Here is an 18,751-nt window from a genome sequence, read left to right as displayed (position 1 = left end):
CTGGTAATACTTGCAATATTCCTTGAGTGATGTCTTATCGCTCTAGCTATTAGTCAGAAAAAACAATGACTAATGGCCAACAAAAACTGACCACAAGTTAAATATGTTCTGGATACAGACTCTTTTTGCTGTAGAACGAGCGCCTCCAACAACGTTCTACATCAAGTTACTGCTATCAAGTTACAGCAAGCAAGTACCTCTGGTAGGCACTAGTTTGTGCGATCGCCTCATTAACCTACAGACTCACCAAACAAACAATTGCAGGATAAATTATCATGTCCGATGAAAGAATTAGACAGATTGCTTTCTACGGTAAAGGTGGTATTGGTAAATCTACTACTTCCCAAAACACCCTTGCTGCGATGGCAGAAGTGGGTAAACGCATCTTGATTGTCGGGTGTGACCCGAAAGCTGACTCTACCCGTTTGATTTTGCACTGTAAAGCTCAAACTACCGTGCTGCATTTAGCTGCTGAACGGGGCGCTGTGGAAGATATTGAACTAGAAGAAGTTGTGATCACTGGTTTCCGCGATATCAGATGCGTAGAATCTGGTGGGCCAGAACCGGGTGTGGGTTGCGCTGGCCGGGGTATCATCACTGCCATTAACTTCCTTGAAGAAAATGGCGCTTACTCAGACGTAGATTTCGTATCCTACGACGTATTGGGCGACGATGATATGGGACGCTTTGTCAAGGAGATTCGCCACCGTCACCCAGAACTGGATTATTTACCAATTGTGCTTGTCTCTACACCAGATTTCAAAGGTACATTACAGGATGGCTTTGCTGGTGCAGTTGAGAGTATAGTCAGGGAAATTCCCCAAAAAAGCTCCAAGCAAGACGCTTCTCCTACACAAATCACTATTTTGGCGAGTTCTGCCTTCACACCAGGGGATGTACAGGAAATCAAAGAGATTGTTACCTCTTTTGGACTTATACCTATTGTTGTACCTGACCTTTCTAGCTCATTAGATGGTCATATAGAAGATTCTTCTAGTGCCATTACAGCTAATGGCACAAATACAGCACAGTTGCGCTCAATTGGTAGTTCTGTATTCACTTTGGCGCTGGGTGATAGTATGCGGGGTGCAGCGCAAATTTTGGAGCAGAGATTCAATATACCTTATGAGGTATTTAGTGAACTGACGGGACTAGTAGCAGTAGATAAATTCCTAAAAGCATTGGCGGATATCAGTGGCGTCAGCGTACCACAGAAATACCGCCGTCAACGCAGGCAGTTGCAATATATGATGTTGGAAAATCACTTTTACTTTGGTTGCAAGCGAGTTTCTTTGGCGCTGGAACCAGATTTACTTTGGTCAACAGTTGCTTTTTTGCGATCGCTAGGAGTTGAGATTCACTCAGCAGTGACAACAACACGCTTTCCTCTGTTAGAAAAACTGCCGATCAAGAGCGTCACTATCGGCGATTTGGAAGACTTTGAGCAACTGGCGATTGGGTCTGATTTACTCATTACCAACTCTCATGGAGTAGCGATCGCTCAACGCTTAAAAATTCCTCTCTATCGTCAAGGAATTCCCATTTTTGACCGCTTAGATCATGGTCAGTTTACCAAGGTTGGCTATCGAGGTACCATACAACTTTTATTTGATATTGGCAATCTGTTTTTAGAGCAAGAAATAAAGGTTAAGCATTAAATACAATCAACTCTAACTATTGATGAAAATTTTCAGTCATACTTCACAATTTATTGCCCTGACAATCTGATTGTTGTAGCCAATAACAATGAATTAAATTAGGTGTTCATTAACCAGTTTTCGAGACGCGATAAATCGCCGTCTCTACAAGTGTTTTGTTGCTCATTCTGAACTGTATTGTTTTTTAACTTTTGCTTTTTTGGCAGTTTCTTTTGCCTTGTTCGGTGATACAGTGATTATTCACAAAAACAGCAATTTGTCGCGACAATATTTAATTTAGTCACTGTACAAAAAGTGAGGTTTACCCTTCCCTCAGTGTCCAATTTCCACATCTTCTAGGATGCCAAGTGCATCGGGGATGAGAATGGCTGCGGAGTAGTAGGCGCTGACAAGGTAAGAAATGATCGCTTTTTCGTTGATGCCCAAAAACCGCACAGACAGACTAGGTTGGTATTCATCAGGGATACCCGTTTTGTGTAGACCTATCACCCCTTGGTTTTCTTCACCGACACGGAATATCAAAATAGAGGTAGTACCCTCTTTAGTGATCGGAATTTTGTTACAAGGAAAAATTGGATAATTGCGCCACGCAGGTACAATCTTGCCGTTGACTTCTTTGCTTGGGGAATAGATTCCACGACGGTTACATTCCCGGTTAAAAGCAGCGATCGCACGAGGGTGAGCTAGGAAAAAATGGGATTTGCGCCGCCGAGACAGCAATTCATCAAAATCATCTGGAGTCGGTGGGCCGGTGCGAGTAAAGATGCGTTGCTTAAGATCAGCATTGTGCAACAACCCGAAACCAGGGTTATTCAGCATTTCGTATTCTTGCCGTTCCCGCAACGCTTCAATAGTCAGCCGTAATTGCTGCTCTGTCTGGTTCATCGGTTCATTGTAGAGGTCAGCAACTCGCGTATTCACCTGTAAAATGGTTTGAGCGACGCTTAACTCATACTCCCGTGGACTCAAGTCGTAATCAACAAATGTCCTGGGTAACTCAGTTTCTTGACTATGACCAGCAGACACGGCGATCTCGGCTTGATTGTGCCTATCCTGAGGTTTGCTCAATATAGCTCTCAAGCGATCGACCTGGGTCTGCAACGCTTCAGACTGGTTTAGCAACTCCCGAAACGCCTGTATTGGCAAAGACAAAACTATGCAGCGTGTAATAGCTCTGAGACTAACCTCCCAAGTTTCCTGAGACAGAACTATAGCTTCGCCACCAAAACAATCGCCCTCAGCTAGAATATCCCGTAAAGCTTCTGTCTCATACTTTCCTGCCTTCAGCTTATTAACTTTACCATGAGCAATTAATAACACCTGGTCGGCTGGTTGACCTTCCTGTACAATTACCTCACCAGAGGCAAATTCTTGTTGCACAAAGCGGTCTGCCAAGGCATTGAGTACCTCAATATCCTCAAATCCACGCAGTAAAGATAGTTCACAAAGGGCTTGCGGAATAACCCGCACCTGGGTTCCTGTATTTGTAAAGCTAACTCGTCCATTACCAACATCATAGGTTAAGCGACGGTTAACTCGATAGGCTCCACCCGTGACTTGCACCCAAGGCAACATCTGTAACAACCACCTGGGGGTAATGCCCTGCATTTGGGGCGGAGTTTTCGTGGTTTTGGCTAAATTCCGCGCCCCTTTGGTGCTTAAGCTCATCTGGAGTTGCCTATTTTCTTGGTCTAAATTAGGCCGAATCAAAGCATCTGTCATAAAGTTAAAGTTTCATGCAACTAAATTTACATTCCTAAAAGAGAGCATCAGGAGTTAGAGGCAAACAGCTGTTTGCCTCTACTTTAAAGAGGATGTCCGACTGACTTGAGAGTGCTGAGTTCTAAGTATAAAATACTAGTCCCCAGTTCCTCTTTCATCTGTTCTGGTGTAAGCAGTTCATGATGGCTACTTAGAGACCAATTTCTATATCTTCAAGGATGCCTAATGCGTCAGGAACAAGAATGGCTGTAGAGTAGTAAGCACTAACTAGATAGGAAATAACAGCCTTTTCGTTAATACCCATGAAGCGCACAGATAAACTAGGCTGATATTCATCAGGAATGCCAGTTTTATGAAGACCAATGACACCCTGGTTGGTTGCTCCCACACGCATTAAGATAATCGAGCTAGTACGCTCTTTTGTAACTGGAATCTTATTGCAAGGATAGATAGGAATACCACGCCAAGATGGAATTGCACTGTTACCCGTGGGGATAGGATCGGGATAGAGTCCTAGACGGTTGCATTCCCGACCAAAAGCAGCAATAGTGCGGGGATGAGCTAAGAAAAAGCTCGGTTCTTTCCAAACAATAGAGATCAACTCATCGAGATCATCAGGAGTTGGGGGGCCACTGCGGGTAAAGATGCGTTGTTTGAGATCGGCATTGTGTAACAGTCCGAAGTTACGATTGTTCACCATCTCGTGTTCTTGGCGTTCCCGTAATGCTTCGATGGTGAGTCGCAATTGTTCCTCAGTCTGATTCATGGGTTCGTTGTAGAGATCAGCAACCCGCGTATTGATTTGCAAAACGGTTTGAGCAACGCTTAACTCATATTCCCGTGGATTGATTTCATAATCTGCAAAAGTCCCTGGTAATAGTGCCTCTGCAAGGTGGCCGGAGGTAATATCAATCGAGGCTTCCCCATATTGGTTTTGGGGTTGGCGCAATTTTTCTCTGAATCGATCCACTTGCGCTTGTAAAGCTTCAGATTGGTTAACTAGGTTTTGAAAGGCTGCTTGAGGCAAAGACAAAATGGTGCAACGAGTAATGGCTGTGAGGGTGACATCCCAGATATCTTGGGATTCCACTAAAGCGTAGTCACCAAAATGGTCGCCATCAGCTAATACAGCTAAAACAACTTGATCGTCATACTTGCCTGGGCCAATTTTATTGACCTTACCATGAGCAATCAACAATACTTGATCGGCCGCTTGACCTGCCTGTATGATGACATCTCCAGCAGCAAATTCTTGTTGTACAAATTGACTGGCTAAGGCATTTAAGACTCCAACATCTTCAAATCCCCGAAACAAAGGTAACTCACCGAGTTCTTGAGGAATGACCTGTATTTGAGATCCTGTATTGGTAAAGCTGACCCGTCCATCCCCAACTGTATAGGTTAAGCGGCGGTTGACCCGATAGCTGCCACCCACTGTTTCTACCCAAGGCAGCAGTTTTAAGAGCCACCGTGAGGTAATGCCCTGCATCTGGGGTTGGGTTTTGGTGGTTGTTGCCAAATTACGCGCCGCTTCTGTCCCCAAACTTATTGGCTGTTGCTCAATTTGATTTTCTAGGGAAGTATTTGCTGCATTAGTCATGATAAATCTCCGTTGATAGTGTTTATTGACAAACTATTTGATTGACCGGAATCAGCACTCAGATTGAGTTGAACTAACCTTTCTTTCCTAATAGCGATCCGATTTTGGTCGCTGAAGTCCCTAACCCTGTTGGACTACTTAGTAAGTTCTGCACCACTGGCTGAACATTGGTTTGAGTTGTTTCCTGACCGACCCTTGGTCTAATCTGGATCGCCGCAGTGCCTAACCCTGTAGGGCCTTGGAGTAAGCGTTTTTCTGTCGAGTTATTCCGCAATTCAAATTCCTTATAGCGGTCTACTGCTCTATGCCATTTGAGTACCCCACACATCCACTGCTCTAGTTTCTTGATATATCCGTACAGTTTCTTACGGGTACTTGTATCCAGCCCGAAATCATCACACAAGGCAGGGAGTTCAGTAGCAACAATATGTTCAAACTGAAGGGCACGAGAGGTCATCAGGTCGTTAACAATTGCCACAGCGTGGGGGATATCGCAGTTCAGGAAATTCTGAACCGCCAGCACACCGTTATTAATCTCGCCCTCAAATTCGATTTCTTTCTGGTAAGAGAAAACATCATTTGTCAGACAGGCGAAATCAGCAGCCGAATTATCGATATTCTGCATGGTTCGGGTGCGGAATATCTCTGGTGGGATCTCGTCTCCTTGGGAAAGTCGAGACAGGCTCATGGTTAGATCGGAACCAAAGGTCTTACGACGCATTTCCACATAGTCTATCGGGTCTGGAATGCGATTTTGGATTTGGTTAGCTAGTTCCCATAACCAGCTTTCCGTCATATCTTCAATCGCCCGACGAAACTGACGGCGAGCATTAGGGTTCATGGGGCCAGCCGTCCGCGCCCAAATATCCGCCAAACCCTGTTCGACTGGGTTAGTGGCTTCGGGAACAGGACTCTCATCAAGGGGCATAAAGGCCGACAACCTAGCGTTGAAGATTTTCGCCCCAGCCATGTTGCGGCTATAGCCATACAGTGCCGGGAAGTAGTCATCAGCATAGGTTCCCCAAACCAGCCAGCAGGCTGTGATATTCAACTCAGCACTAGACCCATTGGGATGAATATAAGCACCGCATAAGGCTACGTCTGCTACATCAAATTTATGGTCATCCCAGATGTAAATGCTGGGCATCCCTGGTAGTCTGTCTAGCATCCCCATTTGACGTGCCCATTCCTTAGAATGCCGCCGAGCGTCGTCTAGATGGGGATTCAAACTGGTGGAAAAGGGCATATAAAACTGTGGCAGGGTGACTGGCCCTACAGGCTGATAGGGAACATGGGTGAAGCTTTTAAACCGTTTTAGTCCCAAACTATCGTATAAGGCTCCCAGACGGGCGGCCGATGTGCCTAGTCCAGTGGGGCCACCTAAAAACCAACTTGCTGGCGAAGATTTGTCTGATGTCTGGTTCATGTAGCGGCTCGATCGCATGTGCCACTCATGACCCCCCGATTGCCAGTCCTGAAGTCCTTTGGCATATAGGACGACTTTCAGACGCTCATCAGGAGTCAAACTATATTCCTCGAACAAAGAAGGCAGTTCAGTAACAAAGGTGTTCTCAAACTGTTGCACCCTAGATGTGAGTAAGTCGTTAGTGAGATTGGCCGCTTCTTGGGTACTCACATCCAGGAATTTTTCTAAAACCAGAATACAGTTTGCATTTTCTCCTTCTTCTTCTACTTCTCTTTGGTAGGAGAAGATGTCATTTCGCAGATGTACTCCATCAGAAAAGGTATCTTTGAGGACACGCATTGGTCGAGATGGCGCGATCGCCGCCGGAATTTCTGACCCAACCGCGTGTTCCACTAGGTTAGCTGACCAGGGCGCTCCCCCTACCTTACGGCGCATCTCAATGTACTCAATGGGGTTAGCAACTCGATGCTGGCTGATATTGGCGAGTTCCCACTGAGATTCTTTGAGAAGATTGATGGTACTTTCCGAAAATCGGATTACCCAGTCTTGGGAGGCATTGGGGATGGTGCGATTCCAGAGGTCTACTAAACCCAGTTCCACGGCATTGGTGGGTTCTGGCGGCGTTTCTTGGGGCTGCACAGGCATAAACGCTGGTAGTCCATTGAGGTACTTCTTGGCCCCCGCCATATCTTGGGTACGCTTGTAAAGCTCCAGGAAGTGATCGTCGAAGAAAAATACCCAAACATACCAGTCAGTTACCAGATTGAGCATCTGTTCATCGGCATCTGGATGGGTATAGGAACACAATAGTGCATAGTCATGGGCATCAAACTTGCGCTCATCCCAAATCCCATAATCTTCTGATCCCTCTGCCCCACCCAAAATTCCCATTTCATAAGCCCAAGCTTTAGAATGTACCCGTGCCGCTTCCAGGTTTGGGTTCAGCCGTGCCGGCCAAGGTACATAAAAACTCGGCAACTCAAAAGGTTGCTTACTTGAAGTCATTTTCCATTTAAACCTATCAGTTTAAGCTCATTGTATTGATTTAAGTCTTGTTAATTTTTTGATATTTTTAGTTAATCTTTGATATCGTGAAGTTGCTCCTTTTAATCGAAAAATTCACAGATTGCTCTTACCAGAATGTTGTGAAATTATTTAAGATAATCCACTTTTTGCTGTGCCTAATTCAATAAACTAAGTGGCTTTTTAATGAAATCTCATTATGCAGAACTCTGAATGAATATATACTGATTGACGACTATCAATTTCTGAAGGAATAGTACAGTATGCCGTAAATAAGCCACTCATTTAAAATAGCCATAAAGCTTACAAAACAAGCATTCTTTCTTTTGCCTTTTTACTTTCTTGTACTAGGTTCACGCCCCGCAACAACTAGAACCCACGAAGAAAGTTTGTCATACACCTTCAGTCAAGTATTATTTTTGCTTTATTCTCCAAAAATAGGTCTAAACATCTGTCTTTAAGATAATCTCAGCTTTATCAATAAAATGCAATAACAGTTTAAGACGTTTAGTTATCATTAACTGGATAGTTAAGACAGTTAAGAAAATAATTAAGTAGACAGTTAAGACAGTTAAGACAGTTAAGAAAATAATTAAGTAGACAGTTAAGACAGTTAAGACAGTTAAGAAAATAATTAAGTAGACAGTTAATTGAATAATTAAAATATATAAAAAAATAATAAGTAATATATCAGTTCCCAACACCCGGATTTCTCACGCATAGTGTAGGCTTTAGGGAAAGAGGAGTGTGGGGGTAAGACTTCTTCCCCATCCTCCCACACCTCCCAGACCCCTTGGATTTTTCACTTGTGAGAAATCCAGGAACAGAGCAATGCGATGCAATACTGCTCGCTTTCTGCATTTTTAACTCGGCATTAGGTTTGGGGAAAAGGTTAAAGGGTAAAGGTTAAAGATTTTTTCTTTCCCCTTTCCCCTTCCCCTTTTCCCCTTAACCGACAAGTATTGCAATGCGATGGTAGTCACTACAGAACATTGCAGGTAATCAGAAATAGAGCCAATCCTCCGGCAAACCGAGCCTACAAGCAAGGAAAATCGTTACTGAAACGATCGCTTGTTTTTGGTTCTAAACCTCGAAACCCTATATATTTCGTACCTACACCTGTTTGTAGGAACTAGCGAAGAAATATCCAGAGGCGATCGCTGGGTAATTGAGGCATTATCTCAACTGGAATAACCTGCCATGTCAATACTGCTCGCTTTGTTGATTTTAAACTGGAATTTGGTTTTGGGAAAAGGTTAAAGGGTAAAGGTTTTTTCTTTCCCCTTTCCCATTCCGCTTTTCCCGTTAACCGACAAGTATTGCCTGCTGTGATCGCGTAGCGTCTCGCTGTCCCTTGTTTATCAATAACCTTATATATTCTGGGAACACTAAATCTGGAAGTCTTAAAGATTTAGCAGTATGGTTAGTCATCTTGTGAATATTCCCGGATACAAGGTAAGTGAAGAACTCTACAATGGTTCCAGAACTCTAGTTTATCGAGGGTATCGAGAAACCGACTCATTACCTGTAGTCATTAAACTACTGAAAAATCCTTATCCGAGTTTCAGTGAACTCTTGTCGTTTCGCAATCAGTATACTATAGCTAAAAATCTCAACTCACCGCTAATCGTCCAAACTTATAGCCTGGAACCCTATCAGAATGGCTATGCCTTGGTGATGGAAGACTTTGGGGGGATTTCTCTCAAGGATTGGGGAGTGGGGGGAAGCGTAGAATCTCTGATGGAGTTTTTAGAGATAGCGATCGCACTATGCAATACCTTAGATATATTGTATCGAGAGCGGATTATTCATAAAGATATCAAACCTGCGAATATTTTAATTAATCCCGAAACCAAACAAGTTAAATTAATTGACTTTAGTATTGCATCTTTGCTACCACGGGAAACTCAAACATTGATGAATCCCAATGTGTTAGAAGGAACACTTAGTTATATTTCCCCTGAACAAACAGGCAGAATGAATCGCGGAATTGACTACCGTACTGACTTCTATTCATTGGGTGTGACATTCTACGAGTTACTGACCGGAGTTTTACCGTTTCAATCAAACGACCCGATGGAATTGGTACATTCTCATTTAGCGAAGATACCACCATCTCTTCGGGAAGTCAAAAGTGAAGAGATTCCGCAAATCTTGTCAGATATCGTGATGAAATTGATGGCGAAAAATGCCGAAGATAGATATCAAAGTACATTTGGACTGAAGTTTGATTTAGAAAATTGTTTACATCATCTACAAGTTGATGGTATAATTAAAGGCTTTGAAATTGCCCAGAGGGATGTGTGCGATCGCTTCATCATCCCCGACAAACTTTATGGACGAGAAACAGAAGTAGAAACACTACTGCAAGCATTTGAAAGAGTTAGCCTTGGTGCAACAGAAATGATGCTGGTAGCCGGTTTTTCGGGTATTGGTAAAACAGTTGTCGTTAACGAAATTCATAAACCAATTGTCAAACAACGCGGTTATTTTATTAAAGGTAAATATGACCAATATCAACGGAATATTCCCTTCAGTGCATTTGTGCAAGCATTCCGAGATTTAATGGGGCAATTATTAACAGAAAGCAATGTTAAAATTCAACAATTTAAAAATAAGATTTTAGCGGCTCTAGGTGAGAATGGACAAGTAATTATTGAAGTCATCCCCGAATTAGAAAAAATTATTGGTCAACAACCCTCCGTTATAGAATTATCAGGAAGTGCAGCACAAAATCGATTTAATTTATTATTCCAGAAATTTACTCAAGTCTTCACTAGTGACAAACATCCATTAGTCATATTTTTAGATGATTTACAATGGGCTGATTCGGCATCGTTGATGTTAATGCAGTTATTAATGGCTGATACCAAGCATCTATTCTTAATTGGTGCTTATCGTGATAATGAAGTTAATCCAGCACATCCATTGATGTTGACTTTGAATGATATCCAAAAAACAGCAGCTACGATTAATACAATTACTTTAGCACCACTTAGTCAAGAGCAAGTAAATCAATTAGTTGCTGAGACACTTAAGTGTACAGAAAACTTGGCATTACCTCTTTCTCGATTGGTATTGCAGAAAACTCAAGGTAATCCATTTTTCGCTATCCAGTTTCTCAAGGCATTGCATCACGAGAATCTCATTCAATTTAACTTTGAATCTGGGTGTTGGCAGTGTGATATTGCCCAAATTAATGAACAATCGATTACAGATGATATTGTTGCCTTTATGGGTTTGCAATTACGAAAATTATCGTCATCTACTCAAAATATCTTGCAGTTAGCAGCTTGTATTGGCAATCAGTTTGATTTGACAACTTTAGCTATTGTTGCCGAACAACTCGAAACCGAGACATCTGCTGATTTATGGCAAGCTTTACAAGAAGGGTTGGTTATACCAATTAGCGATCTTTATAAGCTTTATCAAGGGGAAAATAATGAGAAATTAGCGAGTCAAAATAAAAGTAACAATAAACAATTAGCTAAATATAGATTTTCGCACGATCGAGTACAACAAGCTGCCTATTCTCTTATTTCTGAAAACCAAAAACAACTGACGCACCTCAAAATTGGACAAAGGTTACTTAATGCCACACCCGAACAGGAGCGAGACGAAAAACTGTTTGAAATTGTTAACCAGTTGAATCAGGGAGTCGGATTAATTACTACTCAAACTGAGCGCTACGAACTAGCAATGCTCAATTTTGCGGCTGGACAAAAGGCAAAATCTTCAACTGCTTATGTAGCCGCGATGCAGTATTTAAATCAAGGCATTGAACTGCTAACTATAGAAAGTTGGCAGCATTGTTATGAAATAACTTTAGCTTTACATGAGTTAGCTGCCGAAGTTGCTTGTCTGAGCGGTGATTTTGAGTTAATGGAGCAACTTGTAGATGATGTGTTGCACAATGCTCAACACTTACTAAACACTATTAAAGTCTATGAAGTAAAAATTCTGGCCTATGTGGCGCAGAGCAAACAACCCGAAGCTATTAAAATTGCCCTCACAGTTCTGGAATTATTTGGAATTGTGTTTCCAACCCAGCCTAGCCCAGCAGAGATTAATCAAAGTTTACAAGAAACTCAGTTACTTCTGAACCAAAAGCAGTTAGAAGAATTGCTGAAATTGCCTGAAATGACCGATCCTGAAGCCCTAGCAGTCATCCGAATTCTGGCAGCAGTGACAGCAGCAGTCTATCAAGCAGTTCCGCCTCTGTTGCCAATGATAGTGTGTAAACAGGTTTGCTTATCGATTCAACAAGGCAATGCGTCTGTATCCACACTGGCTTACGCTTGGTATGGCGTGATTCTTTGTATCACAGGAGAAATTGAGTTAGGAAATCAGGCAGGTGAATTGGCATTGGATCTCCTCGCAAAATCGCGGAGTCAGGAATTTAAAGCTAGCACGATTAACATGGTGTATCCATTTGTGAAACCGTGGAAATATCCCATTCAAACATCTCTTGTTCCTCTCTCGGAAGGATATCAGAGTGGTTTGGAAATGGGTGCTTTAGAATATGCCGCTTACTGTGCTTATAATTATTGTTCTCTATCCTTTTTCTTAGGCAAAGAACTAACTGTTTTAGAAAAAGAAATGGCAGCTTATAGTCAAGCTTTAGCTCAACTGAAGCAGGAAGTTGCTTACAATTATCTGAATATTTTCTATCAATCTACTTTGAATTTAGGGTCAACTTCAGTTAGTCAAAGTTATCTACCTTGGCAATTTCAAGGCGTGGTTTATAATGAAGCCAAAATGCTGCCTTTGCACCAAACGGCTAACGATCTTTACGCCATTGGTACGCTGTATGTCAATAAATTGATCCTTTGCCATCTGTTCCAAGAATGGGATGAAGCTATTGTAGTGGCAGACTATGCTCAACAATATTTAGATGGGGTAGCTGGCTGTATCATGGTAGCAATTTTTCATTTTTATGATTCACTAACCCAGCTAGCTATCTTACCCGATACTTGTGAAGAGGAACAAGAAAGATTGCAGCAGCGAGTCCTTGTAAATCAGCAAAAACTGAAACAATGGACATCTCATGCTCCCATGAACTTCCAGCATAAATATTATTTAGTCGAAGCCGAAAAATATCGCGTTTACGGACAGAAGACAGAGGCAATGGAACTTTACGATCTTGCTATTCAACTGGCTCAAAAAAACCAATATCTCCAAGAAGAAGCCCTCGCTAACGAACTCGCCGCCAAGTTCTATCTCGACTGGGGTAGAGAAAAAGTCGCCCAAACATATATGCAGGAAGCATACTATTGCTATGCTCGTTGGGGTGCAAAAGCCAAAATAGAAGACTTAGAAAAGCGCTATCCTCGACTACTGCAACCAATTCTGCAACAGCGACAAATTCATTTCAATCCTCTAGAAACTATCGCTTTTTCTTCTGGCACTTCCTCATCTCATCGCGCTTCTACTACTACGAACACCAGTATTTCTAATGCCCTAGATTTTACCTCAATCCTCAAAGCCGCTCAAACTATCTCCAGTTCTCTAGAATTAAATCAACTCATTACCAGCTTGACTAGCATTATCCTAGAAAACTCCGGTGCGAAAAAAGCTGTGTTAATTCTTCCCCAAGATGATATTTGGCAAGTTAGGGCAATTACCTTTATCAATCATGAGAAAATACAAACCATTCTGGAATCTCAATTACTCGATGATTGTCATTATATTCCCGTAAAAGTAATTAATTACGTCAAAAATACTCAACAAACAGTTGTTATAGACAATTGCAAAACAGATATTATTGGGTTGATTGGGGAATACATGCAGCGAACACAACCCCAGAGTGTATTATGTACCCCGATTATCAATCAAGGGCGTTTGGTAGGGATTATTTATCTAGAAAATCAACTGACTCAAGGGGTATTTACTAGCGATCGCCTTTCTGTGACCAATTTCCTTTGCACTCAAGCTGCGATCGCTTTAGAAAATGCCCAATTATATAAGCATCTCCAAGAGCGAGACAAGTTCCTCAGTAGTATTTACGAAGGTGTTGGCTGTCTCATCTTTGTGACTGACATCCGAGATAATGGTAGGTTTGAGTACACCGGATGGAGTAAATCGTGCGAACTAACGGTTGGTATACCTGCTTCGGAAGTGCTGGGTAAAAGTCCGCAAGAAGTAATGGCTCCTGATGAAAGTGCAGCAATCGAGCAAAAATATCTGCATTGTTTCCAAACTGGAATACCCATTACCTATGAAGAATGTCTAACATTTAATGACGATAAAATTTGGTTCTTAACCACACTCAGTCCCTTAAAAGATGAGACGGGAAAAGTTTATCGCGTAGTCGGGACAACTATTAATATTACGGATCGCAAACAAGCTGAAGAAGCAGTAATAGAAAAATCTCAAGCACTCGGAATAGTATTAGAAGATTTACAACAAGCGCAATTACAAATTGTTCAAAGTGAGAAAATGTCTGCACTGGGTAATTTAGTAGCTGGCGTCGCCCATGAAATGAACAATCCTTTGGGCTTTATTGCTGCGAGTCTCAAACAAGCTAAACCAACTATTGCTGATGTTGTTCAACACTTGAAACTTTATCAACAAAGTCTACCCAATCCGAGTACTGAAATTATTGATCATGCAGAAGAAATTGACTTAACTTATAGTTTAGAAGATTTACCCAAGTCAATTGATTCAATGGTAATGGCGTGCGATCGCCTCAAAAACATCAGCACTAGTTTAAGAACTTTCTCCCGTGCAGATAAAGATTACAAAGTGCCATTCAACATTCATGAAGGTATTGATAGTACAATTTTAATTCTCAAGCATCGCCTCAAAGCAAATGAACAACGTCCAGCAATTGAAGTGATAACTGAATATGGTAATTTACCTAAAGTTGAATGTTTTCCTGGACAACTAAATCAAGTATTTATGAACATTATCGCCAATGCTATTGATGCTTTAGATGAGTCTAACACTGGGCGGAGTTTTGCAGAAATTAAAGAAAATCCTCACCAGATTACAATCAAAACTTCATTGGAAGATCATCAGGTTGAAATAAAAATTGCTGATAACGCTAATGGCATGAATGAAGAAGTCAAAGCAAAGATATTTGACCATTTATTTACTACGAAATCTGTGGGCAAAGGGACGGGGTTGGGGTTGGCGATCGCTCGGCAAATTATCGTAGAAAAACACAGTGGTTCGATACAATGCAATTCATCTCCAGGACAAGGTACAGAGTTTGTAATTGCAATTCCAGTCCGGCAATGAAGATTGCTAGGTGAAGAAGAATTCAGAAGTCAGAAGTCAGAATCAAGACGCTCTCTCTACGAGACGCTGCGCGTAGCTTGCTTCTCTGTAAGAGTACGCGGATTCTTGTTCGCGTTAGCGTCTCCAAAGGAGAAGAGAAGCCATGCCTCCAAGAGTTGGCTTTATGCTACGCTATCCGCCAGTCATACAGAATTCAGAATGAATTCTGACTCCTGAATTCTGTTCGATAAATCGCCGTCTCTACCAAAGACTGATTATTGTAGAGACGGTGATTCATCGCATCTTTGCGATCTAGAATTTTCACCAAAAAACCTTAACCGTATTGGAAGTACACTCATAGAATCTACGTAGAATAAATCTCCGGTCAATCTAAAATCTAAAATCCAAAATTGTTTGACTATTGACAAATTGCTAAACAATCGGTTTCTGCCCACCAGACATAAATAGGTGTATCGCGGTCTGGTAAAACGCCCAAAGTATTCGGTTGCAACACATGAATGCTAATGCTATTTGTTAATTCCACAACATAATTAACGTGTGTACCCAAATACATAACGTTGATCAGCCGTCCTTCAAAGCAGTTAGCTGGCAAGTTTGGTGGATAAAGCGAAAGCTGTATTTTTTCTGGACGCACACTCACGACTACAGCTTGTGATAATTCGGTTGGTGTATCTTCAGTGCGGCTAATGACAATTGAGAGTCCTGTTTTTGTCGAAATTTGCACATTGGTGGAGTCTACCGAGACAATTTCACCACTGAATAAATTAGTATCGCCAATAAAATCAGCCACAAAAGACGTGCAGGGACGTTCGTAAATTTGGCTGGGAGTACCAACTTGTTCAATTTTGCCCTGATTCATCACAGCAATGCGATCGCTCAAACATAATGCTTCTTCTTGGTCGTGTGTCACCATTACAAAAGTCAATCCCAAGTCTTTATGTAAATTTGATAACTCAACCTGCATTTCTTTACGTAGCTTTAAATCTAACGCCCCTAAAGGTTCATCTAACAATACAACGGTGGGACGGTTAACTAAAGCCCTGGCTAAAGCAACTCGCTGCTGTTGACCACCAGAAAGTTGATTGGGAAAGCGCGATCGCAAACTTTCCATTTTCACGAGTTTTAAAGCCTCTTGGACTCTAGATTCAATTTTCGATTTGGGTATTTTTTTTAACCGCAATCCAAAAGCGATGTTATTCCAGACATTTAGGTGGTTAAATAAAGCGTAACTTTGAAATACAGTATTGACGGGTCGGCGGTAAGGCGGCACATTAGTCATAGACTGACCCTGAATCAGCACCTTACCAGCGTCAGCGATTTCAAACCCAGCAATTAAGCGCAGTGTTGTTGTTTTACCACAACCGGAGGGGCCTAAAATACTAAAAAATTCTCCTTGTCTAACATCCAAGTCGATTCCATTTACTGCTGGTTCTTGGTTAAAAAACTTGAAGACGTTACGCAGTTCAACATCAAGTGGCTGAAAACTTGTTATCCCCCTCTGATTCTGCATGACAATTTGAGCCATAATCTTCAGTAGAATGCCGTGATTTACGTTATTTTGTCACTTTATGTAGTCTATTGGGCAGACTAGATTTGACACCTTGGTTCATTGTATCCGCCAAAAACAATTGTTTAAGAATATACTCGTCGGATTATTTCATCCTCAGTATCAAAGTATCAGCTTAATTGTATATACTCGTGCTAGTACTTAGATATTCTTTGATGAAGCTATTGAAGGAGGCAGGAGGCTCAGTTGGAGCATATCCAATATTGTGGGGTGGGCATCTTGCCCGCCTAGTCCATAGGGCGGGCAAAATGCCCACCCCACAAGAGTTAATTGAATATTTTTTATTTGGAAGTCCCTAAGCATTAAAACTGCATATTAACAATTTCTAAAAGGCTCGCTAAAATTGCGTTTATTCATTTTAAATTTTGAATTTTGTAATTGATACTTATGTCTTTATTCCCATCACTTGGCAGCAAAAAAGATACCCGTACAGTTGGACGTGGTTTCCAATCAATATTTTTAATCCTATTTACCCTATTAATGATGGCTGGGATTGGGGCGCGTTTGGCATATTTGCAAATCGTTGAAGGGCCAAAACTCCGGGAAAGAGCCGAAGCAAACCGAATTCGGATGATTGCCAAACAACCTGAACGGGGCAATATTTTTGACCGGAATGGCAAACTTTTAGCCAGTACTCGCTATCCTAGCTCTGTATATTTGTGGCCGATGGCACATACTAAACCTTCCTGGTCTGTAGTCGGCCCGCGTTTAGCGCAAATTCTCAACATTCCGCAAGATGAGATGGAAAAGAAATTAGAACAAGCAGGTGCTAATTCTTCTTCACTCATCCGGGTTGCTCGCGATCTAAATGAAGCAGAAATCACGGCATTAAAGGAGTATAAGAATGAACTCCCGGAAGTGGAAATTAATACAGACTCGGTGCGTTATTATCCCCACGGCAAGGAATTGGCGCATGTACTAGGTTATACGCGAGAGTTGACTGCCGACCAGTTAAAGGACAAAAAGGAGCAAGGCTACCGACTAGGAGATGTAATTGGTCAGATGGGCGTAGAAAAAGCTTATGAGAAAGCTCTACGGGGCGAATGGGGCGGTCAGCAGGTGGAAGTAGATGGTGCTGGTAGACCAATCCGGGTTATTGGCGAGAAACAGGCAAAAGCTGGTAACGATTTGCACCTAACCATCGATTTAGATGTGCAAAAGGCAGCCGAAAAAGCTTTAGGAAATCAACGAGGTGCGATCGCCGCAATTGATCCGAAGAATGGTGCGATTTTAGCAATGGTATCTTACCCCACCTTTGACCCGAATATCTTCTCCAAACAAAAACTCTCCCAGAAAGATTGGGAAAGCGTGCAAGGTAAAGATCATCCTTTGGTAAATCGTGCCCTGAGTGCCTTTCCTCCCGCCAGTACGTTCAAAATTGTGACTACCACAGCTGGATTGGAATCAGGTGAATTTTCTCCAGACTCAATATTACAGACCTTTGGTTCCCTGACTGTTGGTGGGGTGACATTTGGTGAGTGGAACCACGCCGGATTCGGGCCATTGGGATTTCCCAGAGCGATCGCTATGAGTAGTGATACTTTCTTCTATCAAGTTGGTAGAAAAGTCGGTGGCCCAACTTTAATCGAATGGAGTCGCAAATACGGGTTTGGTCAAAAAACTGGCATTGAATTTCCCAACGAAGAATCAAAAGGTTTGGTTCCAGATGAAATATGGAAGCAGAAAGTTTTGAAGACTCCTTGGACTATTGGCGACACGATTAATATGTCAATTGGTCAAGGCGCTTTGCAGGTGACACCCCTACAATCGGCGATTATGTTTGCTGTCCCTGCGAATGGTGGGTATCGAGTTAAGCCGCATTTGCTCAAAGATAATGAAGAAGCAAAAAGCTGGCGAGAATCCTTAAATATGAAATCGGAAACCATCAAAGTTCTCCGTGACGGACTGCGGAGGGTGGTAAGTGAGGGTACTGGTAAGAGCTTGAATGTGCCCACAATTCCCCCGGCATCTGGAAAGAGTGGCACTGCGGAAGCTGGTGTTGGTCGCCCAAATCATACTTGGTTTGGTGCTTATGCCCCCAGCAATAAGCCGGAAATTGTGGTTGTGGCTTTTGGGGAAAACTCCGGCGAACATGGCGGTACTATTTGTGGGCCGATGGTTTTACAAGTACTGGAAGCTTATTTTCAGCATAAATATCCAGGTAAGTATCAAAAAACTCAGTCTGAAGGAGCAGAGGCGAAAACTCAGAGTTCAGGACATGGCACTGGAGACTAGTTGCAATCTAGATAAAATTTCCCGACCAGATGCGATCGCTAAGAAAATTGCTGTATTGTCCAGCTAGGCTCTACCTCCCGTGTATAAAGTGCGTAAGTCCTAGAATTATTCTTTTCTCTACGAGAGACTGCGTGTACCTCTGCAAACAAGCAAGCTATACGTAGTATTTCGCAGAAAATGGTGTTCAATAAATTAAGCTTTTTGGTCGTTTTGCGTAAGTACTGTATGTGAATTTCCCACCAAATTTCCCAGTCCCCAGCCTAATTTACGTGAACTTC

General features: G+C 42.2%; 8 protein-coding genes. 4 read left to right on the top strand and 4 right to left on the bottom strand.

The window, feature by feature from the left end:
* Positions 1 to 103: 103 nt before the first annotated feature.
* Together FD723_RS27255 and nifN are read left to right on the top strand one after the other, a co-directional pair.
* Complete coding sequence (locus FD723_RS27255; protein ID WP_179068155.1) at positions 104 to 286, top strand: hypothetical protein; 183 nt, start codon at positions 104 to 106, stop codon at positions 284 to 286.
* Positions 276 to 1,658, top strand: coding sequence for a nitrogenase iron-molybdenum cofactor biosynthesis protein NifN (gene nifN, locus FD723_RS27245; RefSeq protein ID WP_218651761.1), 1,383 nt, complete (start codon positions 276 to 278; stop codon positions 1,656 to 1,658). Before FD723_RS27255 ends, nifN begins: the two co-directional genes overlap by 11 nt.
* A gap of 312 nt (positions 1,659 to 1,970) precedes the next feature.
* On the opposite strand, the gene FD723_RS27240 is transcribed toward nifN, so the two are convergent.
* The 3 genes from FD723_RS27240 to FD723_RS27230 all read right to left on the bottom strand — a co-directional run bounded on the left by FD723_RS27240 (position 1,971) and on the right by FD723_RS27230 (position 7,411).
* On the bottom strand, positions 1,971 to 3,380 hold the full coding sequence (locus tag FD723_RS27240; protein WP_179068154.1) for a family 2B encapsulin nanocompartment shell protein: 1,410 nt from the start codon (positions 3,378 to 3,380) through the stop codon (positions 1,971 to 1,973).
* Between the two features lie 190 nt (positions 3,381 to 3,570).
* Positions 3,571 to 4,980 (bottom strand): family 2B encapsulin nanocompartment shell protein, encoded by a 1,410-nt coding sequence (locus tag FD723_RS27235; protein WP_179068153.1) that lies wholly within the window; start codon positions 4,978 to 4,980, stop codon positions 3,571 to 3,573.
* A 73-nt stretch (positions 4,981 to 5,053) separates the two neighbouring features.
* Entirely contained in the window at positions 5,054 to 7,411 is a 2,358-nt protein-coding gene (locus FD723_RS27230; RefSeq protein WP_179068152.1) for a family 2 encapsulin nanocompartment cargo protein terpene cyclase, read from the bottom strand.
* Between the two features lie 1,437 nt (positions 7,412 to 8,848).
* Between FD723_RS27230 and FD723_RS27225 the strand changes: the two genes are divergently transcribed.
* Positions 8,849 to 14,671, top strand: coding sequence for an AAA family ATPase (locus FD723_RS27225; protein ID WP_179068151.1), 5,823 nt, complete (start codon positions 8,849 to 8,851; stop codon positions 14,669 to 14,671).
* A 397-nt stretch (positions 14,672 to 15,068) separates the two neighbouring features.
* Here the strand turns inward: FD723_RS27225 and FD723_RS27220 are convergent, their stop codons facing one another.
* Complete coding sequence (locus FD723_RS27220; protein WP_179068150.1) at positions 15,069 to 16,196, bottom strand: ABC transporter ATP-binding protein; 1,128 nt, start codon at positions 16,194 to 16,196, stop codon at positions 15,069 to 15,071.
* A 429-nt stretch (positions 16,197 to 16,625) separates the two neighbouring features.
* On the opposite strand from FD723_RS27220, the gene mrdA reads away from it, so the two are divergent.
* Positions 16,626 to 18,473 (top strand): penicillin-binding protein 2, encoded by a 1,848-nt coding sequence (gene mrdA / locus FD723_RS27215; protein ID WP_179068149.1) that lies wholly within the window; start codon positions 16,626 to 16,628, stop codon positions 18,471 to 18,473.
* The last annotated feature ends 278 nt before the right edge of the window (positions 18,474 to 18,751 follow it).

Origin of the sequence: Nostoc sp. C052 (assembly GCF_013393905.1) — a bacterium.
Lineage (GTDB): Bacteria > Cyanobacteriota > Cyanobacteriia > Cyanobacteriales > Nostocaceae > Nostoc.
Note: the sequence above shows the minus strand (reverse complement) of the source record. Positions and strands in the feature narration are given on the sequence as shown.